16 protein-coding genes are annotated in these 22,738 nt (G+C 27.8%); 1 reads left to right on the top strand and 15 read right to left on the bottom strand.

Going from position 1 to position 22,738, the window contains the following annotated elements; translation table 11 throughout:
• Positions 1-396 precede the first annotated feature (396 nt).
• Positions 397-1,401, top strand: a complete 1,005-nt coding sequence (locus BN346_RS11655) for a helix-turn-helix domain-containing protein (protein WP_040328783.1) — start codon at positions 397-399, stop codon at positions 1,399-1,401.
• A gap of 239 nt (positions 1,402-1,640) precedes the next feature.
• Here BN346_RS11655 and BN346_RS11650 read toward each other — a convergent pair whose 3' ends face one another.
• The 15 genes from BN346_RS11650 to BN346_RS11580 all read right to left on the bottom strand — a co-directional run bounded on the left by BN346_RS11650 (position 1,641) and on the right by BN346_RS11580 (position 22,738).
• Entirely contained in the window at positions 1,641-2,204 is a 564-nt protein-coding gene (locus tag BN346_RS11650) for a beta-class carbonic anhydrase (protein WP_040328781.1), read from the bottom strand.
• Positions 2,205-2,398: 194 nt separating this feature from the next.
• On the bottom strand, positions 2,399-4,003 hold the full coding sequence (locus BN346_RS11645; RefSeq protein ID WP_148361104.1) for a HAMP domain-containing sensor histidine kinase: 1,605 nt from the start codon (positions 4,001-4,003) through the stop codon (positions 2,399-2,401).
• Positions 3,993-4,691 carry a response regulator transcription factor gene (locus BN346_RS11640; protein WP_040328778.1) on the bottom strand — a complete coding sequence of 233 codons (699 nt, stop codon included), beginning with the start codon at positions 4,689-4,691 and terminating at the stop codon, positions 3,993-3,995. The genes BN346_RS11645 and BN346_RS11640 overlap by 11 nt, the downstream gene beginning before the upstream one ends.
• Before the next feature lie 41 nt (positions 4,692-4,732).
• Positions 4,733-5,803: a lysylphosphatidylglycerol synthase transmembrane domain-containing protein gene (locus BN346_RS11635; RefSeq protein WP_040328776.1), complete on the bottom strand. Its 1,071-nt coding sequence runs from the start codon at positions 5,801-5,803 to the stop codon at positions 4,733-4,735.
• Positions 5,796-6,452 (bottom strand): polysaccharide deacetylase family protein, encoded by a 657-nt coding sequence (locus tag BN346_RS11630; protein ID WP_242838429.1) that lies wholly within the window; start codon positions 6,450-6,452, stop codon positions 5,796-5,798. The genes BN346_RS11635 and BN346_RS11630 overlap by 8 nt, the downstream gene beginning before the upstream one ends.
• Positions 6,406-7,629 carry an MGDG synthase family glycosyltransferase gene (locus tag BN346_RS11625; RefSeq protein WP_051540341.1) on the bottom strand — a complete coding sequence of 408 codons (1,224 nt, stop codon included), beginning with the start codon at positions 7,627-7,629 and terminating at the stop codon, positions 6,406-6,408. Before BN346_RS11625 ends, BN346_RS11630 begins: the two co-directional genes overlap by 47 nt.
• A 326-nt stretch (positions 7,630-7,955) precedes the next feature.
• Complete coding sequence (locus BN346_RS11620) at positions 7,956-9,701, bottom strand: ABC transporter ATP-binding protein (RefSeq protein ID WP_040328773.1); 1,746 nt, start codon at positions 9,699-9,701, stop codon at positions 7,956-7,958.
• Positions 9,698-11,413, bottom strand: a complete 1,716-nt coding sequence (locus tag BN346_RS11615; protein WP_040328772.1) for an ABC transporter ATP-binding protein — start codon at positions 11,411-11,413, stop codon at positions 9,698-9,700. The genes BN346_RS11620 and BN346_RS11615 overlap by 4 nt, the downstream gene beginning before the upstream one ends.
• 10 nt (positions 11,414-11,423) lie before the next feature.
• The gene (locus tag BN346_RS11610) at positions 11,424-12,893 is read right to left on the bottom strand and encodes an ABC transporter ATP-binding protein (protein ID WP_040328770.1); all 1,470 of its coding nucleotides are present in this window, start codon (positions 12,891-12,893) and stop codon (positions 11,424-11,426) included.
• An 8-nt stretch (positions 12,894-12,901) separates the two neighbouring features.
• Positions 12,902-13,603: an energy-coupling factor transporter transmembrane component T gene (locus BN346_RS11605; RefSeq protein WP_040328769.1), complete on the bottom strand. Its 702-nt coding sequence runs from the start codon at positions 13,601-13,603 to the stop codon at positions 12,902-12,904.
• A 4-nt stretch (positions 13,604-13,607) separates the two neighbouring features.
• Positions 13,608-14,216, bottom strand: coding sequence for an MptD family putative ECF transporter S component (locus BN346_RS11600; RefSeq protein ID WP_040328768.1), 609 nt, complete (start codon positions 14,214-14,216; stop codon positions 13,608-13,610).
• A gap of 102 nt (positions 14,217-14,318) precedes the next feature.
• On the bottom strand, positions 14,319-15,284 hold the full coding sequence (locus BN346_RS11595; RefSeq protein WP_040328767.1) for a helix-turn-helix domain-containing protein: 966 nt from the start codon (positions 15,282-15,284) through the stop codon (positions 14,319-14,321).
• A gap of 25 nt (positions 15,285-15,309) precedes the next feature.
• Positions 15,310-16,071: an alpha/beta hydrolase gene (locus BN346_RS11590; protein ID WP_040328765.1), complete on the bottom strand. Its 762-nt coding sequence runs from the start codon at positions 16,069-16,071 to the stop codon at positions 15,310-15,312.
• Positions 16,052-17,137, bottom strand: a complete 1,086-nt coding sequence (locus tag BN346_RS11585) for an NAD-dependent epimerase/dehydratase family protein (RefSeq protein WP_051540339.1) — start codon at positions 17,135-17,137, stop codon at positions 16,052-16,054. The genes BN346_RS11590 and BN346_RS11585 overlap by 20 nt, the downstream gene beginning before the upstream one ends.
• 60 nt (positions 17,138-17,197) lie before the next feature.
• Positions 17,198-22,738 carry a non-ribosomal peptide synthetase gene (locus tag BN346_RS11580; RefSeq protein ID WP_040328761.1) on the bottom strand — a complete coding sequence of 1,847 codons (5,541 nt, stop codon included), beginning with the start codon at positions 22,736-22,738 and terminating at the stop codon, positions 17,198-17,200.

Genomic DNA, 22,738 nt, shown 5'->3' with positions numbered 1-22,738 from the left:
CCTCCATATACACTTCTTTAATTTTATCTTTCGTTTAACTTGTTTAAATTGTATATGAGAATGATTATCATTTCAAGTCTTGCATCTAATTTAATAATTTTATCATCTAAACAAATAATTTTTGGTATAATAACATAAAATGATAGTGTCTACTCTATATTTATATAGGGTTCCAAGTTCATCTTCATAATTATTAATTCTAAAACTTGGATACCCTTAAGAGTGAGACTAGCTAGGAATCGCTTTAAAATGAACATTTATTTTTTAGTAATATATTTACAGCTAAAAAAATAGTTTTGAATTCAAGCTTGTTTTCCTATATATGTTTCCATTTTCCAATATAGATTTATACACTTACTTATAATAAATTCAACATAAAAAGAAGGGGTTTAAAATATGATTTCAAAAACTACAAAAGAGTTTCAAAATAAATTTTTAAACAACATGACCTTTAATGCATTTCCTATGGAAAGCTTAACTATTTATAAAAATGAAAAAAGACCTAAACTTGGATATTTTATTAAATATTCTAGAGAAGGATACTATGACTTTATCATTGGAGATTATACTATACCATCAAATTTTTCTATTTCATTTCATCACAATGAAGAACTAATGCGATTTGGTACAGTATATACTGGTGAAACAGAATTTAAAATTGAAAATAACCCTATTTCATCTTTTACTCCTTCATCCTTTTTTGTAATTGAAAATGAAATAAAAGGAAAACAATCTTGGAAAAAAGGTCAGCATTTTCATGGAGCAGAAATAACAATATACAAAAAATATTTTGATGAGATAATAAAACCAGCATTTCCAAAAACTATAGATTTTAATAATTTTATTAGCAACTATACTTATAATTATTTACCTTTAGAAATATCTTCTATAATTCAAAATTTAAGAAACTTAGGTGAAGCAAAAAAACTAACTCCATTGTATCTAGAAAGTAAAATTTTAGAATGTATTGCTTTAATAAACAATGAAATTTCTTCATCACCTGAAAATGCCTTTACTAATCAATTAGATTATGGAGATATTAAAATAGGAAAAAATAGATTTATTACTTTAACTGCTTCTGATATTAACTCAATACAAAAAGCCCATGATATATTAACAAAAGAAGCTTGTAATCCTCCTACTATCAATAACTTAAGTAAAATGGTATTTCTAAATGAGCAAAAACTAAAAGCTGGTTTTTCAGCAAAATATCATATGTCAATAGCTAAATATACAAATTCTATAAGAATGGCAATGGCTGAAAACTTACTAACCACAACAGAATTAAGTGTAGATGAAATATCTAATATGATTGGTTATAACCACAGTGGCAACTTCATAAAAATGTTTAAAAAAACTCACGGAAAAACTCCACTTGCTTTTAGAAAAGCAAAAAAATAGCTAGTAAAAATTCTATAATTTTACTAGCTATTTTTGCAATATATTATTTACCTAATTATGTATTTTTTTATCTATCTATATTACCATTTCATCAGTATTTATTTTCCATATAAAATTTTCCCTAACGAAATTCTATTTAGTTCTTAATGATTCTAAATTTTTTCACAGTGCAATTTTATATAAGTAACTATAGTATATCTATTAATAAATTTGAACGCAATTTACCAATAGAATCTTACTTATGTATTATATCCATTAATAATTACATCAAGTTTTCCTGTTTCAGGATGTATTGTTAATCCATGAATTGCTATACCCTTTGGCATTAGTGGATGATTTTTTATTAGATTTACACTATCTATTATAGATTCTTCTACAGAGTCAAATCCATGAAGCCATTTTTTAACGTCAATTCCACTGTTAAAAAGTGTGTCTATAGAATCTTTGGATATTCCTCTGTTAATTGCCTTTTCTAATAAACTATCTGTATCTAAATTACACATACCACAACCTGGATGTCCAATAACTAGAACCTCATCTGTCTCAAACTCATAAATTGCAACTATAATACTTCTAATTATACTTCCGAAAGGATGCATAACTGTAGCTCCTGCATTCTTCACTATCTTAGCATCTCCATTTTTAATATTTAACGCTTTGGGTAAAAGATCTGTAAGTCTTGTATCCATACAAGATAAAATAACTATTTTTTTCTTTGGATTCTTTGATGTTACATATTGTTTATATTCCTTCTTATCTACAAAATTCCTATTGAACTCTAATATTTCATCTAATTTACTCATAAAAACGCTCCATTCCTATTAAATATAAATTATTCACCTTGTTTCACTATATAGGGCTCCAAGTTCAAAGTTTAAATAATATATTTATCAAATGATACTATTAAGATTATAGTTTATTCTATTATCATGTTGGAAACCAATTAAAAAGTAAGATTGAAAGTGAATAGTGATTGTTTATCTAAACTTATCTTATATTAACTACTCTTCACAATTGGCAACAGTATTTCAAATTCCGTTTTATACTTATAATTAGGTGGCATTACCAATGAAATACTACCACCATGACCTTCAATAATTTTTTTACTTACTGCAAGTCCAAGACCAGAACCCTGCTTACTACGAGATTTTTCTCCCACAACAAACGGCTCAAAGATATCATAACTTATTTCTTCTTGAATACCACATCCATTATCTGCCACAATTATTTTTACATACTCTTCCATTGGATATAGAATACACGTAAATATTGTGCCACTTCCATTATGTTTTATAGCATTATTAATAATATTTTCAAAGGCACGTTTTAGCTGTACCTTATCAATCTTAGAGAGAATACGTTCCTCTGGAATGTCAATTTCCAGTTCAAATCCTCCAAGATTAAATTCATTATATTTATCAGCCATATAATCTCTTAAAAAAATGCATATATCACACTTCTCTAAATTCAAACTATAATCTGGATGCTCCATTTTACTATATTCATAGAAAGTATTGATAAGTTCTGTAAGTCCCTCTGATTTCTTATAGATAGTTTCAAGATACTGTTGCTGTTCTTCCAAACTAACCATTCCATCATAAATTCCTTTTGCATATCCTTGAATTACAGTAATAGGAGTTTTTAGATCATGAGAAATATCTGCAATCATTTTTTGCTTATCTTTTTCAAGTTTCTTACGATTTTCCTCACTTTCATAAAGTTGCATGGACATATGGTTAAAGCTTTCGCAAATTTCTTCAAACTCGCGTGGCCCTTTGTAATTTAAATAAACTTGTCGTTGTCCTTCAGAAAATTTCACCATTGCATTATGCAAAAGTTTCAGTGGTTTCTTTACTTTGTGGTTTAACCAAATAATAAATATTACAATTAAGATACAATAGAATATAAAAAAACTTGAAAATACACTCTTAGTCATTAAACTTACTTGTGAAAATAGAAAATCTCCATTTTCTAAAGGTTGGTATATGAGCATTGTATATGCGTTTCCATAACTATTTTTAAATTTATACTTGGTAAGTCTGTGATTTTCATAAAAGGTATTAGTAATCAATTTATATTCCCTTTCAGTTAATGAAGTTTTTCCAGTATTCTTTGATTGATAAAGTATATTTAGTTTTTCATCCACAACATACAACTTATGATTAACTTCTTCATCATTTTCTAAACAATATACAGATATAGAAGTACACTTTTCATTTTTTTCATTTACAAATTCTTCTTTATACACATAAGCTCCCACTGTATATAAAGGAATATATTCAATTTCATCTTCACTAAAATTAGGCACTTCAACTTCAGAGTTACTTTTATATACACATTGAAGTTTTTCGTTTAAAACAACAATGGATACATCTTTTCCAAACATCTTATTTAAGGGCATATCTTCATATCTTCCCTCTGATATAATATCTTTATATGGCAAAAAACGATCTGGATTAGCTTGCATTGCGTTTCTCCCAGCCACAAACATACCTATTACAAAAAATGCACTTAATACAATAACCAAAAGTAAAGTAAATACAATGTAATTGCAGATAAGTAGCGTGAAAAAGTTACCTCTTTTTCTCTTCTTACTCTTCAATTTTATATCCAAGCCCCCTTATATTCTTAATATATCTTGGATTTCTTGAGTCGCTCTCAATTTTTTCCCTCAAGTGTGATATATGTACAGTAATTACATTTTCATAATTATCATAAAGCTCTCCGTTCATAGCTTCACAAATTTGAGACTTGGTGTATACCCTTCCTGGAGATTTCATTAACAATGCAAGAATTTTGTATTCATTAGGAGTAATAATAATCTCAGCGCCATTTTTTGTAAGAGTCAACTTTTCAGTATTCAAAATCAACTCTCCAATTACAATTTCTGCATTTTTATAAACTATGGAATCCCCATTATTAAGATTATAAAAACGTCTCAAATTTGCCTTTACTCTTGCTATTATTTCTAAAGGACTAAAAGGCTTCGTCATATAATCATCTGCACCTAAATTAAGACCTAATATTTTATCTGTATCTTGATTTTTAGCAGACAAAATCAAAATAGGAATATTCTTCACTTCCCTAGTTTTCTTTATAAGTTCGTATCCATCCATTTTGGGCATCATTATGTCAACTACAGCCAAATCAATTTGCTCATTTTTTATAAGCTCAAATGCAGATAATCCATTATCCACTGTCAATACTCTGTATCCACTACTTTCTAAATACAATTTTAGCAATTTTACTATATCATTATCATCTTCCGCAATTAATATGGTATAATTCATGTATTTGTACCTCCCTTCATTCAATTAATTTATATTATAATTTATAGTGTATCATTTTTCATACTCATATTTTTCACAACACCTTTTGAATCTTTATTTGAATTTAGTTGCAAAAACATAATCCCTATACCACTAATCAATACCATTAGATAAAAACTAATTCCTCTACTAAGTAACATAGCTGAACTCAATATCTGAGCTGGAAATATTGTTTTAAAAAATACTAAGAATCCTCCTTCACCTATTCCTACTGCACCTGGGAATGGTAATGCTGCACCTGTAATGTATAATGCAGATTGAACACATATTAATTGAATAAAAGAAACTGAAGACATTCCAAAAGCTTTATAAACCCAAAATGGAATACTATGTAATGCCAAAATTTGTATTGTAGTAATAAGGATAGTTTTAATTATAAATATTTTATCATTCTTAATATAATCTGCCCCTTTTTTATACTTTTCTATCTCTATTAGAGCTTTTTCCCTAAATTTTATAGATTTTTGAGCATTAAATCGTTCTAAAACTTTACAAATTAAGTTTACAACTTTAAAAATAATTTGTTTTGAAAAAATGACTACCAATATTAATAGCAATAAAGTTATATTTATACCAATACCTAAAAGTAGCAAAACACCAAATTTCCCGATGGCTCCTTTGAAGAAGTTAAATTGCACTATTAAACTAACAATTGCCATTGATACAGTAACAAATTGGTATGTTGCAAGACATATTAACAAAGCTAGCATAGCATTTGAAATATTTATTTTTTTCTTATGCATAAAATAAAGCTGCATTGGTTGTCCACCACTTGCACCTGGCGTTACAGAACTAAAAAAAATTCCTACAAAAGAATACTGTATGCATTGAAATAACGTTGCCTTTTCCTTAAACTTCTCTAAACTACGTTTAATATTTATAGCCTCACAAAGAACCATAATAAGCATAGCCACTATCCCTATAACAATATACACTATATTTACTTGTGATACTGTTTTTATAATCTGCTTAAAGTCCGAATTTAAGAAAATCATCTTGAATGTTACAGCTACAAAAATTATAAATAATCCACCATTTTTCATTAAATTCCATAGTCTTGTACTCTTACTCATAAAGTTCCTCCACTGTTCCAAAAATAAATCCCTGAGATTTCCAAATTGGAAGAACTATTTCCAATGCTTCAACAGTTCTTCTTGGCGCATCATTTTTACCTCTTCCATCATGAAGACATATAATGTCACCCTTCTCCGTTTCACTAATCAACCTATCTGCTATAGTTCTTGAATCCATATTTGCCTTCCAATCTCCAACAATTACATTCCAAAGAATAATCTTTAAATTTGCATTATTTATTTCATTTATAGCTGCTAAACTAAAATGCCCCCATGGTGGTCTAAAAAATTTCGGCTTAATACCCAGTTCATTCAATATGTTTATACTTTCGAAAAAATCTTTTTTTGTGTTCCTTGGTGTTTGAAAGATTTCGTTTTTATGCTGTAGTGAATGTAGTCCTATAACATGTCCATCTTTTTTAATTTCATCAATAATTTCTTTATTATCTCTAGCAAATTCTGCTACAACAAAAAATGTTGCTGGGATTTTATATTTTTTTAAAACTCTAAGCACTTCTATAGTATATTTGCTGTCAACCCCATCATCAAATGTTAAATATATATTTTCTACCCCTTTTCTTTTTCTTTGCTTTTTAAGGCTTCTATTCCACCTTCTGTAAAGTAATGTGGGAATACCTCCATATATCACTAAGACCAATATAATAGTTGTCAGCAGTATTGAAATCCACATATTTTTGTATATTCCTTTCATAAATCTTCTTTAAATTTAGTTGTAAAATCTCATTTTGTAAAGATTTCATATTATATTTCATCTTTTCCATAAGCTTTTCATTATTTATTAATGATATTATATCCTCTGCTATATAAAAGTTATTTTCCCATACAATTTTTCCTATAAACATTTTTTCAATAAATTCAGCATTTCCAATTTCTTGAGATAAACACGGTTTCATAACATATAACGGTGTTGTAGTATAAATAGCTTCAAAAATTGAAATTCCTCCTGGCTTAGTAATTATTAAATCTGCTCTTTTCATATAAATATCTACTTTATTTGTATAACCAATTGCATTTATTTTAGGGTAATTTCTTTTAATATTTTTTAATATTTTTTTATTTTTGCCAGTTATAATTGTAATATGAATATTGTTTACTTCATATAATGATTTTAATATATTGTCAATGTTTGGTATTAGACCTAATCCTCCACCCATTATAAGTATTTCTTTTTTATCCTTATTGAATTCACCTAAAAACTCATGATTGTTATCCATAGATTGAAATGATAATACATTTTCACGGTGAAAATCTTTAAATTGTAAATCTTGTTTAAATGACTGCCTTACAGGTATACCATTTATAATAATTTTATCATCATCAATCCCTCTAGCTATAAGGCTTTCTTTTGTACTTTTTGTAGCTACAAAATACATATCACTAGCATCAGTAATCCATCCATCATGAGCTGTAATATCAGTAATATATGTATATAATAAAATGTTCTTTTCATATTTTTTCTTGTAAATTGAAACATATCTAGACGCTGCTGACCATGTAGATATTATTAAATCTGGATCATATTTTTTAATTAACCAATTTATTTTATTTAAAATACGTCTATTTAAGCAAGTTTTTTCATGCTTTGTAGCAAAACTATTTATAAAATTATATATACCTGAAAATCTACAAATAAAAAGATTAAAAAAAGCATAAACCAGTTTATAAATACTAGGGAATAAAACCTTAACAATATCCTGAATTTCAATGATATCATCGGAATCTGATACCTTTAATTCTTCTTTTATTGCCTCTGCTGCACAATAATGCCCCATTCCAAAACGACTAGTTAAAATTAATATTTTCAAATAATTATCTCCTTTCCCTTTTCTTTGATAAATCTATAATAATGACAATAAAACTTCAAATATTTTATTAACATAAATTTATCTTAATAATACTCTTCCATTATTAATTTTAACTTTATATAATCTTAAGATTTCTTAAGTATTGATATATATGTATTATTTTCTATTTAATTCAAATTAAAAATGAATATTAAATTATACTGATACTTATAAATAAAAAGACTATATCAGAATAAAGTTATAAAAGTTTATTCTGATATAGTCCAACTTAAATTATACTATTAAATTTTTGTTTATATTAAACTCAACTATATATATCATTAAGTCTATATATTCCAAGAAAGCGCTTCTTCTTTCTCTTTAATAAAGTTTCTATAAATGCCCGGTGTATTCTTTAATTCATCATGTACACCTTTTTGGACAATCTCTCCATTATCAATAACAATAATCTGATCAGCTTCTCTAATTGTACTAATTCTTTGTGCAATAATGATAGCTGTTTTATTCTTTAATAACTCTTTAAATGCTGTCATAAGCTTTTCTTCATTTTCTGGATCAATACTAGATGTTGCTTCGTCTAAAATAATTAAATTACTATCTTTAAGCATTGCTCTTGCAATAGAAATTCTTTGCCTTTCCCCACCTGAAAGACTAATTCCACCCTCATGCAATACTGTGTCGTATCCATTTTCTAATTCCATAATAAATTCATGGCAACATGCTTTTTTAGCAATTTCTATTATTTCTTCATCTGTTGCATCAGGTTTTCCAAATTTAATATTATTTTTAACTGTATCTTCAAATAAATATACATCTTGAAATACCATTGTTATATGAGATAATAAATTATCATATTTATAGTCTTTTACATTTAAATCTCCAATAGAAATTCTTCCACTATTAACATCCCAAAATCTTGCAATTAGATTACATAAAGTAGTTTTTCCAGATCCAGATGGACCAACGATAGCAGTGGTTTTATTTTCTTCAAAGAATGAAGTTAAATTATTGATAATTTTTTCTTTGTTGTCATATGAAAATACAACATCCTTTGCTTCAACATTTACATTATTGAATTTTTCACCTTGTCCTTCTCCTATTACTGGTATATTTCTTAATTCAGTAATTGTTTCTAAATTTTTTATAGCAATTCCTCTAACTCCTTGCATACTTCCTGCTAGTTCAAAACCACCAAACACAATGAAACTTGCTACTATAAGCATAATAGTTTTTTCTATTTCTATTTGCCCTGATTCATATCTCATTAGTGAAGTTAGTATTATTGCACAAGTTCCAAGTTTAAAAATAATCATATATAAAACTTGCGCAGGTGCTATAGCTTTTTCCACATCTAGAAATCCTTTTCTATTTTCACTAATTATCTTATTTAAACTTTTAATAGATTTATCTCCCTGTAAAAACGCTTTGATAACACCAATTCCTTGAACATATTCTAGAGTAGCTGCATTTAGATTTATTTTTAGATCCAATAATTTTTTTGTTAAGCTATCTGCCTTTTTCTGAAATAAATTATTTATTAAAATGCTTAAAACTAGTGTTGCAAGTATTATTGCTCCAGTAATCCAATCGAAGGGTATCATAAATATAGCCATAATCCCAGTTTGTATTAAACCTACCAATAACATTTCAATAATATATACACCTACAGTTTCAAGTTCACTAATAACAGTAGTTAATCCACTAGAAATATTACCTAGCTTATTATTGTTAAAATACCCCATATGAACATTTTTCAATCTATCTCCTATAAATAATCTATTTTCTGCTCCCATATTATAAGATGCAATATTTTTATTTTTATCTGCTATATATCCTGCTATAATCTTACCTAAAACACTTGTTAGTATAACTAGAAATACTACAATAACATCTTTTTTAGTGACATCTTTTCCATCAAATACTTTCATGCACATCTTTAAAAGAAGTAACATAACTGCCCCTAATGCAACCCCTTCAAAAATTCCTTTTATAACCTCTGCAACTAACATATTTGTAATCCGTTTAGATTCTTTTCCAGATACGGCATATAATTTTTTAATTAAATCAATCATCTATATACCTCCATTCCATCTTTGGCATTAATATGCGAATCCCACATGGACTTATATAAAGGACATTTTTCAATTAATTCTGAGTGTTTTCCATAATCCTCTATCTTTCCTCTATTTAATACGATAATTTTATTAGCACCTATAATAGTTGAAAGTCTATGCGCAATCATAATCACTGTCTTATTCTTTACAAGTGCATTAATTGACTTTTGAATTAATGCTTCATTTTCAGGGTCTGAATATGCAGTTGCTTCATCTAATACAACTATAGGACTATCTTTAAGAAGTGCTCTTGCAATTGTAATTCTCTGCCTCTGTCCTCCTGAAAATCCATTTCCTGCATCTCCAGCATTAGTATCATATCCATTTGGAAGACTCATAATAAACTCATCACAGCTTGCTTTTCTACAAGCCGCTCTAATTTCTTCCAACGTTGCATCAGGTTTAGCTATCCTCATATTTTCAACAATACTTTTATTAAATAAAAAATTCTCCTGAGATACATAAGTTACTAATTCCATATTTTGTTGAAGTGACATTTCATTAACTGCAACACCTCCTATTTTTATGTGTCCATCTTGTGTGTTCCAAAAACCAGCTAATAATTTTGCAATTGTAGATTTTCCGCTTCCTGATGGTCCTACAATTGCTGTCAATTCACCTTCTTTAGCTTTAAAACTTAAACTATCAAAAACTGATTTTTTATCATATTTGAAACCTACATTTTTAAACTCAACAGTTGAACCATTTACAGCTCTTTTTTTATTAGGCCTATCTAATTCTTCAAGTTCCATGATATTTTTAATTTCAGCAAATACTACTCTTATATTTGCCATAGTATCCATATAAGTCATTGCCTTAATTAACGGTTTGTATGATGCATACGCTAATAATACACACATTACTACAGTTCCAACTTCTACAGCTCCATTCATAAATAACAATAAAGATACAGGTAGTACCACTAATAATGTAGATGGTAAAACCTCCATAGCTGCTACCATATAGAAACACACACTTAAATACCAATTAAACATTGAATCTCTATTTTCTGAAACTGATTCTTTAAATTTACCATATGAAGATGCTGACTGATTGAATGCTTTAATAACTTTAATTCCTTTAATATATTCAACCACTGTGGAGTTCATCCTTTTTGATGCATCATTATATTTTTTTGATTTTTCTTCATATCCACTCATAGTTAGCATTGAAAATAATATTCCTAAAGGTACTGTTGCTAAGTTTGCAAGTCCAATTTTCCAGTTCATAATAAATATACACACTACCAGTACAACTGGAATAATTAGATTAGCTATAACCTCTGGTATAACATGGGCAATGGGCTTTTCCATTTTATCCAATGTTTCAACCATAAATTGAGTCCATTTTCCACTACTTTTTTCCTCTATAGTCCCCATAGATACTCTACTTAATTTACTCACTAGCTCTTTTCTTGTATTCTCAATGATTGTAAATGCTAAGTTATGTGACGTTAGTGTAGATATTTCATGGAATATTACTCCACCAACAAAACCACCTAAAATCACAAAAAATAATGGTATAAAAACATTTATATCCTTTGTTCCATTAATTAATAGTGTCACTATTTTAGCTACAATAAAATAAGGTATTGTACTACATGCCACTCCTAAAATTGCCATTATTACAGAGAATATACATTTTCCTATATTACCTTTTAAACAATTCAAATTTTTCACCTCAATAACCCATTGATTTAAGTACTTCCAGTGTAGATGATGAATTTAAATAGTAGTCTTCTACAATTTTTCCATCATCTAGTTTAATTAACCTATCACACGCATTAATTATAAATTCTATATCATGTGATATTACTATAAATTTCCTGCCATTTTTGTTCATTTCTCTTATAACTTCACTTACTCTTCTCATATTAATTCCATCAAGTCCTGAAGTCGGTTCATCTAAAACTATAACTTTTGCTCCATGAATAATTGCCACTCCAAGAACAAGTCTTTGCTTCTGACCTCCTGACAACGTGGATGGATGCCTATCTTTATAATCATAAAGATCTAATTTCTTAAGAATTTTTTCTGCTTTATATTTTAACTCTTCATCAACCTTAAGTCCTGTAGTTAATTCATCTATTAAATCTTCTCCAAATAGCTGAGTATCTAAATCCTGTGGTATATACCATATACTTTCAAATCTTTTTTTAGGTTTTAATTTTTCTCTATCTAAAAGTATATTTCCACATGATTCTTTCATAACTCCTGCTATAATTTTTCCTAAAGTACTTTTTCCCGTTCCATTTTTACCTACTAGTCCAATTATTTCATTTGAATGAAAATTTAAATTTATATCTTTAAGTATATATTTTTTATCTAAAACTTTTGATATATTACATACTTCTAAATTAAACTTTTTAATATTACTAATCTTTTTCTGTGGTAACTCTATTGATTTCAAATCTATAGCTCTTAACCCCATATTCATAAGTTCTTTTGAGTGCTCTTTATTAACTTCATCCTGAGATAACTTCTTTATAATCTGTCCTTCATTCATAAAAACATAAGTATCAGCTATTCCTTTTAGATAATACAATCTATGTTCTGCAACTATAATAGTTTTTCCTAAATCTTTTAGGTATCCAATCATATCTTTAAGAAGTTTTGTGGATTCAATATCTAAATTTGCAGATGGTTCATCTAATATATAAATGTCCGGATCAATTGCTTTAGCTGATGCAATTGCAACTTTTTGCCTCATACCGTATGAAATTGTATACATACTTTTATCTAAAATATCTTTTATACCCATATCCTCTGATGATTTATCTACTCTCTCAACAATTTCCTTATGTGTTAACCCCAAATTTTCACATCCAAAAGCAACTTCTCCACCAACCTCATTTGCAAAAAACTGGCTTCTTGGATCTTGAAATACATTTCCTGTCATCCTTCCTATTTCCCAAGACTTTAACTCATCCAGCTTTATGTCATCAATAAAAATGTTCCCATTCAGGTGGCCTGTGTAAAAATTAGGTATTAACCCATTAACTACTCTTGTTAATGAACTCTTTCCACAACCTGATTTCCCCATCAAAACGACACATTCACCTTTTTTCACATCAAAATCTATTCCCTTTAATTGCTCAGTATTCTTATCATAAGAAAAGGTTAAATTTTTAATACTTATCTTCTTTTCCATCTATCTTCCTATGCCTCCACTAAAAAAATCCCTATAATCCCAATAACAAAACTTATTATAAGAATAATATGATCAATATAAGTTAACTTGCTAGAATAATAACTTTCCTTCTTACAAGGATTGTCTACTCCCTTTACAATAGATGCTGCCGCAAGCTCATCACCTACTTTAATCGATCTAAATATAATTGGTACAACTCCATATTCAAATGTTTTTAAAGGATGAAGTATTACTTTTCTAAAATCCCCAATAAATCCTCTTACTTTCATAGCTTCCCTAATTGAGCTAAACTCTCCTGCAACCGTTGGTGTAAACCTTATCATAACAATTAAGATAAGTATAATATTTTTCGGTATAGGCAATTTTTGAAAAACGGCTATTACTTTACCTGATGGTATTTTTGATGTAATATATGCTGACATAATTGGAACAATAAAGGTATATATCATTCCTAATAACATTGGAGAAGGAAATCCTACTCCTAATGGTACTAACCTTATTAACCAAAATAAGGTTAGTCCATATATGGAGAAATATATTATTCCTTGCTTTTTAAATCCGAAATAAATAAATAAAACAAATAACCACAAAACAAATAAGGCATGAGTATAAATATTTACAGAAAGTATGGTTACTACACATGAAAGAACTGTCAATATTAATCCTGTGGCTCCATTAATTCTGTTTATATTACTCTTTTTCTCATACATCTTATTAACCTACAATCCCGGCTTTCTTAAAGTGCTTTTTCAATAATTTTTGTGCAAATAAAACACCTAAAACCGAAAGAACTATTGTTATTATAATTGCAATTCCCATTAATGCTGGATTTGTTACCATCTCATATTGCATTGTTAAAGTAGCCTCTGCAAATCCACCTTCTAAAGCCATTTTTTTATAATTTTCCCATGATACATATATAGGTAGTGCTATACCTACAACCATTCCTATTCCATAAATTGACCAACCTATCATATTTCTATTTGGATTCCTATAAGTATCTTTACCTACCATTGATAATTCTGCTATAAGTCCAACTACTATAAAATAAGGAAGCATAAATGTATATCCCATTGCAGCATTAATCAATCCATATACCACTGACCATATAAAAATTAATCCATGTTTGTTAATTCTGTTTGCACATACTAAGTAAAATATAGCTCCAATAAACATCTCAATTCCTGCTGTTCCATATAAGTATAAAATTGGTGATGTTACAGTAGCCATGCCTACTATTGTTGCAACAATAAAAAATAAAACCATCATTACTGCTACTGTTACAACATCCTTAATCCCAAAATTTGTTGTATTATTCTTCATTTTTATCCCCCTAATAAATCTAAATTTTTGAGTTTTAGTTATAACTAATTAACTAATATATATTGTAAATGATACTCATTATCAATTCTCCTCCAAAGCATTCTATTCTTTTGAAAAATAGCCCATTTCATTATTTTTTTTCCTGTAATCTTTAGGAAGCATTCCATACTGTTTTTTAAAAGCTGCTGAAAACTTGCTTGGATTAGAATATCCTAGCTGAAGTGCAATATTCATAATAGATAATGATTTATCACTTAAAAGTTTTGTTGCTACTGCCATCTTATACTTTGTAAAATAAACTGTTGGTGTATCTCCATAAATTTGTGAAAAAATGCTCCTAAATGTTGTTAATCCTATTCCTCTATCAAGCGCACACTGTTCAATACTTATTTTTTTATCTAAAGAATCTATTAAATAATCTCTTATTTTTTTTACTTTATTTATTTGATCTTTCTTATAATAAGTTTTCTTTCTTCCTGTAGACTGGGATAAAAAATGAATATGATACAATAATTCTATACCTTTAATTTTAAAATACTCTTTATTTTCATTTCTCTTAGCTTCGTATATCTCTTCAAATAAATGCTTTAATTTTTTATCATCTCTGCTTATATACCAAGTTTTTTCTAACCCTAAATTGTAGCATATCATCTCCATATCAATAGAAAATGTTTTCATAAACTTTTTTAATTCATCAGAACATTTCTTCTGATTTATAACTAAAGATACTGCTTCATAAATTTTTAATGGGAATTGATAAGATAATGGTATATAACCACTTCCATTTATGCCAAAATCACCTTCCTGTAAATAAGCAATAGTTCTATTTTGAAATTCACATTCAACCCTTCCTTTTTTGCACCATGAAATTTCAATAATATCTTCATGTGGTGCAATTGGCATAAAAATATTCTTCGTATTGAAATCCATAAATACAATTTCAATGCCATCAAATATGCTATATGAAATAAATCCACCTTCTCCTTCTGATAAATATTCATATACAGAATAATCTTTTTCTTGTTCTATTAATTTAAAGTTTTCTTCAAACCATTGATTTGTACACATTTTTCTCCTTTCAAACAATTATAAATTAAATATCTATTAACTTGCATATTTCATAAGGACATTTACTTAACACTTCAGAATGTCCCATATTATCATATTGATATATTATTAATGGTTTTGAACATATATCTTTAATATAGTTAACAGATTCTTTTGCATAAATTTCGTTTCCACCGAATATAACAACTATATCTATATTTAGCTTTTTATTTACATGCTTTATATCATAACTATATGCTGATAATGCAGCTTTATATAGAGATGTAACACTTATATCTAAATACATTAAAGGCTTTAACACCTCAATATCATTATTTTTTAAATATCCCATCTGTTGTTGAACAATCGAATTCATGTGATTCCCTTTTGTAATCTTTTCAAATTCTTTGCTTATAATCTCTGCATATTCAAATTTTTTATCACCAATAGATTTATATTGTCCACCATCAAGTATTAACTTATTTAAAGTTATATTATTTCTTATAGCAATTTCTAATGCTATTGCTGCTCCTAATGATATTCCATACACTAAATCTATTTCTTCTATATCTTCATACTTTAACTCTCTTTCTATCTCAATAGCACTTTCATATACTGAATTTATATGTTCTTTACAATTTGGAGCATGTCCTTTTAATTCTGGTATTAGTAAACAGTATTTCTCCTTTAGTTCATTTATAATACTAGAAAAGCATTTATACCAATAAAATCCCATACCATGAATTAATAAAATCTTTTTTCCTTTAGGATTTCCAATAATATGAATATTACAATATCCCCTCTTCATATTCATCATCTCCTATTTGTTCATTTACTTCTGAAATACTAAAATCAACATTAAACTTTTGTAAGTCTTTTAATATCTCTTCATTGTTTATAATATCCATTGCATAATATATACCCTTATCTAAATTTGATTGTAATACAGATTTCACTGTATATGCTGCTACTATTGCACTTATTTCACTACTGCATTTACTTGATATTTCAGCATTTCTATATGTTTCTTTTCCATCTAAAATTCCTTTTCCCCCTATTCTGATATAGGTAAATGCCCTATTCATATCAAAATTCTTCTTAAATATTTCTCTTATCTCATTTATTATATCTTCACAGTAATTTTTATCATTACTTACCTTAAGACTTATAACCGCTTCTTGCATTTTTTCAGTAATTTCTTTTCCAAAAGTACAATTGTACCAATTAGCCTTTTTTAACCCAAATTTCTTAGCTAGCTTTTCTACTTCAATAGTTAAATAGTTTTCAAATCTATATTCTTTGTTTTTTATAATTTCAAATACTTGCCTTTCATCTCTTTTTATATTTCCATCATCATAATAACTTAACGAAACTCCAAAACCTGATAAATTAGTTAATATAAAATCTTCAATGGCAGATTTACTAGGAATTTCTTCACTAACACTTAACCCTGAAATCTCTTGTATTGAATCAAAATACTCACAAATGTAACTAATTAATATACCTGTCATTCCTGGAAAATATCCACTTGATAATACAAATATATTATTCCCTTCTATATCTGAAATTCTTTCCTCTAAAAATGTTTCTCCAGATGGATCCACATAGGGTATATTAAGCTCTGTAGCAATTCTCGCTACAATTTCCCCATTAATATATGAAGCCCCAGCACAATTTACAATAATATCACATTGTTTACAAAATTCTTTCACTGCCACCCTATCAGATACATCTAGTTTTACATACTTGCAATTTTCTTTAGATTTTTGCTGTCTACTATGATATGAAGCTATTACAGGATATTCTGTATTTAATATGTTTAAAACTCTCTTTCCTATCTCTCCTGATCCACCTAAAATGCCAACATACTTCATTTTCATCCCCCTTTCTAATACGCTATATAAGTAAATTCATATAGCGTATTAGATAATTTATTAATAATTAAATTTTAAAATTTTCTTAATGTTCTCACCTAAATTTGGCTCAGTTATACAATCAAAATGTTGTCCTTTTATTATGTCATATTTCATTTGTCCTTTTATATATGGCTTCCATGTTTCATAGTCTTCTTCAAAAAATCCTGGATAAAAATGACCACCTTTTATAGAACAACAAAATACTCTTATATTTCCGAAATAAGGCTTAGGTTCATAACTTGCCACACATCTGAAGTTTTGAGAAAAAATTCTAAATAATACATTAAGCATTTTTAGTTGCTGTTCCATTATTTCTCCATCTGTTTTTTCTATTGTGTTATAAAGATCATTTAATCTTTGAGATATAGGCTTACTTGATTGTCTACGGAATTCTTGTACCACATCATCAAATTCTCCTTCTGATTTACATAACGCTTCTACAGTTATATCTCCAACGCCTTTTTTAGACATATACTCAATATATTTTTGTAACCTTTCATCACTAGTTACATATCCTGCCTTATATTCATCTGCATTAATCATTTTAGCAAATATTCTCTCCAATAATAGTTCATTATCTAAGCTAGACTTTAATGTTTTTTTATAAATTTCATCTGTCATACCTCTTAAAATTGTTTTATCTTTTCTTCTTGGAATTCCTGTGCTTATTAAAGTAACATCTACTACATTCATAGAATTGTCTGTTAGATATTGAGCTGTTTCTAAAGCAATTAATCCACCGACACAATGACCAATTAAAATATATTTTGAATACCCTAAATTCTTTAGTATTTTTCCATACTTTTCTCCCAATACATTAAATGTTTTTCCTGTTTCTATAGATATATACTCTGCATCATTTCCAAAGGTGAATCCAATAATACTCTCATCATCTTTACTATCCTCTTCCATATAAGAAAGTAATTTATCATATGGAGTCAATGTTCCTGTTCCTGCATGAAACAATACTTTAGCTACTGATTTATCATTACTTAACTTACTATTTTTTATTTTTATAAGGGAAGGATCAACCCAATCCTCCTTATTATTTTGGAATTTATAAATTTTTTCTGAAATCTCTCTAATTGTCGGTGTTTGCATCATCTCTGTTAATAGAGTACTCCATTCCCAACCATCTGTTTCTGGTATTTGGTCCAACATTTGTCCAATAACCTGTGCAATTAATAATGAGTCTCCTCCAACTTTGTAGAAGTTATCATTTCTACCTATATTTTTTATATTTAATTCTTTACACCAAATATTTTCTATTCTTTTTTCTAAATCACTCTTTGGTAACTCACTATATTTTTTAGCATTGTTTTTGCTTTGACCTATTTTATCAAATATTAAATTTACTTTTTTTATATCTACTTTTCTATTATTTGTCAATGGTATAGATGGCAACACAACAATGTTGCTTGGAATCATATACGATGAGATTGTATGCTCTAAGTAACTTCTTATATCATCCTTACTTATATTTTCATATTCAGATGAGAATCTTGTTATATAAATAGTTTGTCCAACTAAATCTAATTTACTTTCCTTATTAGGGAATTCATAAACTATTTCTCCATTATGTTTTTCAAATATATTTTCCCACTGTCCTCTTGTAAAGAAAGTTTGTTCTTCTTCTCTACGTTCATCCATAAATCCAGTTAATCCATCTTTAAATTCCATAGAAGTTAATAACATATAGCTTGTCCTTGTTTCCTCTAATACTATTATTGAACCTTGCTCTTTTAACAATCCCTTTAAATTTTCCATAACTAGATGGATGTCTTTTGAATTATGCAAAACATTTCCACATAAAATTAAATCAAAAGAAAATGCTTCATGACCTTGAAGTGCAAAATCTTCATTTATATCAAAAATTCCATATTTAACCCAATTGTATTCTTTGAAATTTTCCTGAGCTTTATTCAAGAAGAAATTTGATAAATCTGAAAAATAATATTCTACATTATATCCTACTAATTTAGGTATAACATCTATAGATGTACCACCAACACCAGCTCCAACCTCAAGTATTCTAAATGTTTTTGAGTTATCTACTTTATTTTGTTTTTTACACAAATATTCAGTTTCTTTTACAGCTATATCATTTAATATCTTATTTATTTTGTTATCGTGATATGCTGCCATAGCTGGTTGAACTTCTCCTTTTGGGAATAAAATATCTAATGGATTCTCTTTTCCTTGGATCAATTCTGGTAGTAAATCACTGGATTCTTTTAAATAATCTACAAAAGCTTTACTATAATTAAATTTAGACTCAATATCATAAAATTCTTCCCATAAAATCTTACAATCTAATCTCTTCTTTACATCTTTCGCTAAATAATATTGATTGTCTTTTAGTTGTATAATTCCTTCTTTTTCAAGTACATTAATCCACCTTTTAGTTAACTTGTGAAGTTTTTCAGGAATATTCATTTTACTTGTAATCTCATTAAATGTACAACTGGTATCTTCATCTGTAAAAAATCCATATTTACTAAACACATTATATATATCACCAACAACTACTTCATCAGATTTTTTTATCCATTCTTCAAGCAAATTGCTATCTACACTATCTTCATACTGTTGTTCTAGTATATTTAACATATTTCTTTCTTCAGTATATTCTTTTACTTCTTTTTTCATATTCTTTCTAACTGGTGAAACAACCGCATTAATATGCAAGTCTTCTGGCGATTCTCCCATAGCCACCGTAGCAGCTGAGTCAATATCTGGATGTTCTTCTAAAACCGATCTTATTTCTGATAATTCTACTCTATGACCATGAAGTTTTACCTGTTCGTCTCCAATATCTCTTCCTTTAAAAATTATTATTCCATCTTCTCTATAACAACCTCTATCTCCTGTTTTATAAATTCTTTCTCCTGTTTTTTCGAAAATACTATATTTGTTATTATTCTCTTCATCATCATTTAAGTATCCTAATGATAAACCCCTTCCAGCTATATATAAACTTCCATCCACATAGTTAGGACAACATTCCATATGTTTATTTAAAATATAAAACTTTTGATTTACCATAGGTTTTCCATATGGAACACTTTTATTAAATACTTCATCCTTAGAAATATCATATAGTATTGACCATATAGATGCTTCTGTAGCTCCTCCCATACTTACAACTTTACTCTCAGGAAATATATTCAAAATTCTTTTTGGTAAATTAACTGGTATCCAATCTCCTGACAATAGTACTCTTTTTAATGAACTAATATTTGTATCTATTGTTACTGATTCTAAATAATTTACTAACATCTGCATCTGAGCGGGTACTGAATTCCAAATACTTATTTTATGAACTAAGATTAGTTCATATAAATATTTTGGATCTTTTATTTTATCTGAATCTGGAAGTACTAATGTAGCACCTAATTCAAATGCTCCAAATATGTCATAAACAGATAAATCAAAAGAAATATTTGATAATCCTAATAAAACATCATTTTCTGTTAAGTTGTATCTTTCATTTACATCACAAATTGTATTCATAGCTGCTTCATGTGTAATTATTACACCCTTTGGTTCACCAGTTGTTCCTGATGTAAAGATAACATATGCTGGTCGACTATAATCTTCTTCTACTTCATAATCTTCTAATTTATCATTACTTAATTTAATTGAATTTATATTTATAACTTGGCAGTATTCCTTTAAATTATCATTATCGGATATAATCAAATTTATTTCTGCCTTATTAACTATTTTTTTCTTTCTCACTATTGGTTGATTTACATCTATAGGTATGTAAGTTCCTTTCATAAGTAAAATAGCTATAATTGATGCAACTTGCCAAACATTTTTCTCTATATCTACTCCTACTTTATCACCTGGTTTAAGATTTTCTCTTTTTAATTCATTCATTACACTTTTTACATACTTAGATAAATTACTGTATGTGTATTCTCCATCTTTAGTAATAAGTGCTGTTTTATTAGGGTATTTTTTAAGAGAACTTAAAAATCCTTCCTCCATCATTTTACCTTTAAATTCTTTGCTAGTATTATTAATCTCATCTCTAACTTTGATAGTTTTATTTGATAGTTTTATAGGGTATGTTTCTTCAAATACAGTTTGTGAATTTAAAGGTATATTTTTAATTAATCCTTCAAAACTTTGAAACATTTCATCTATAATAAATTCATTAAATACACCATCTCTTATGTCCCAGTTTACAGTTAATCCCCCATTTTCTTCTGCTGCTTGGCAATCAATATAAACTTGTGGTGTTTGACTCAACTTATTAACAATTCTTTTTCTTGATGTAACAGTATCTTTATCGGTTACACCTAATGTACTTGTAAATACAATTGGTATAATTATATTTTTTTGTCTATGTTTGCCTAGTTTTCGAAGTACTTCTACTCCTGATACCGCATTATGCTCTAAATCTAACCACAAATTTCTCTGCATTTCTTTTATTCTTTCAATAAATTTTTTACTAAAATCTAAGTTTATAGATGAAACGTTTACTTCTGTAAAGTCTCCTACAATTTTATTTATATCACTTACAATATTAGGTCTATTCAAAAGAGTTGTATTTATACAAAATTTATCATTGGATGACCATACTGAAACAACTTCTGCTAATGCAGCCATAATAAGAACTGATGGTGTAATATTATTTTCCATACAACACCCTTTAAACTTGTTCCAAAGATCACTATTCAAAAATGTTTTTTTCTGTGAAAACCCACTTTCCTCTAAATTTATAGTGTTCATTATTGGAAGTTCAGGAGCTTCTCCCATTTCAAATAGTTTATTATTCCAATATATCTCTGCTTCTTTTCTATCCTTAGATTCAACTTTTTTCATTTTCTCTCTATGAAGTACTATATCTCTGTACTGTGTTGTTGGTATTATTATCATTTCAGGGTTGTCATAAAACTCTTTCAAATCATTTAGAATAATATTCATGCTTATAAAATCTGATACTAGCATATCCATAGAAAAATGTATAATACTCTTGTCATTTTCAATACTAACTGCTAAATCGCACATTGGCCACTGACCTAGTTTATATTGCTTATTTGATAATTCTTCCCTTAAAATTTTTCTTTCATTATCTCTTGTTTCAAATTCATTTCTTAAATCAATATATTGAATATTTATATATGAAACTGCTTCTTGTATAATTTGATACCCTGATTCAGATATTATTGCTCTCAACATATCATGCTTCTGGATAACTTTATTCCAAGCATATTCTATTCTATCTTTGTCTAAAATCTCATCAAACTCTATTTCAATATATCCATGACAAGCTACGCCACCTAATTCATACATTTTATTTCTTCCCATTAAATAAGAATTTTGTATATCTGTTAAAGGAAATTTCTCATGTCTTGATTTTGAATTTTTACAAAATTCATCTTTTCCTTGTAGATATTCTAATAATAACTGTTTATTTTCCTTAACCTTATTTAAAGTGGACATATCCATAACACCTTTAGGTGCTCTGTATTTTAGTGCTTCTCCTTCTTTCCAAATAACTATATCCTTACTTGCTAATCCTTCAATAAATTCTTTAATATTCAA

The sequence above is a fragment of the Clostridium ihumii AP5 genome (assembly GCF_000612845.1).
Lineage (GTDB): Bacteria > Bacillota > Clostridia > Clostridiales > Clostridiaceae > Clostridium_J > Clostridium_J ihumii.
This window is presented reverse-complemented; position numbering and strand designations above follow the sequence as displayed.

What these genes read in the sequence shown, in the direction of transcription:
- BN346_RS11605 (WP_040328769.1), bottom strand. Translation starts at nt 13,603, where the DNA reads ATGTATGAGAAAAAGAGTAATATAAACAGAATTAATGGAGCCACAGGA.
- BN346_RS11585 (WP_051540339.1), bottom strand. Translation starts at nt 17,137, where the DNA reads ATGAAGTATGTTGGCATTTTAGGTGGATCAGGAGAGATAGGAAAGAGA.
- BN346_RS11620 (WP_040328773.1), bottom strand. Translation starts at nt 9,701, where the DNA reads ATGATTGATTTAATTAAAAAATTATATGCCGTATCTGGAAAAGAATCT.
- BN346_RS11600 (WP_040328768.1), bottom strand. Translation starts at nt 14,216, where the DNA reads ATGAAGAATAATACAACAAATTTTGGGATTAAGGATGTTGTAACAGTA.
- BN346_RS11650 (WP_040328781.1), bottom strand. Translation starts at nt 2,204, where the DNA reads ATGAGTAAATTAGATGAAATATTAGAGTTCAATAGGAATTTTGTAGAT.
- BN346_RS11610 (WP_040328770.1), bottom strand. Translation starts at nt 12,893, where the DNA reads ATGGAAAAGAAGATAAGTATTAAAAATTTAACCTTTTCTTATGATAAG.
- BN346_RS11590 (WP_040328765.1), bottom strand. Translation starts at nt 16,071, where the DNA reads ATGAAGAGGGGATATTGTAATATTCATATTATTGGAAATCCTAAAGGA.
- BN346_RS11595 (WP_040328767.1), bottom strand. Translation starts at nt 15,284, where the DNA reads ATGTGTACAAATCAATGGTTTGAAGAAAACTTTAAATTAATAGAACAA.
- BN346_RS11635 (WP_040328776.1), bottom strand. Translation starts at nt 5,803, where the DNA reads ATGAGTAAGAGTACAAGACTATGGAATTTAATGAAAAATGGTGGATTA.
- BN346_RS11640 (WP_040328778.1), bottom strand. Translation starts at nt 4,691, where the DNA reads ATGAATTATACCATATTAATTGCGGAAGATGATAATGATATAGTAAAA.
- BN346_RS11655 (WP_040328783.1), top strand. Translation starts at nt 397, where the DNA reads ATGATTTCAAAAACTACAAAAGAGTTTCAAAATAAATTTTTAAACAAC.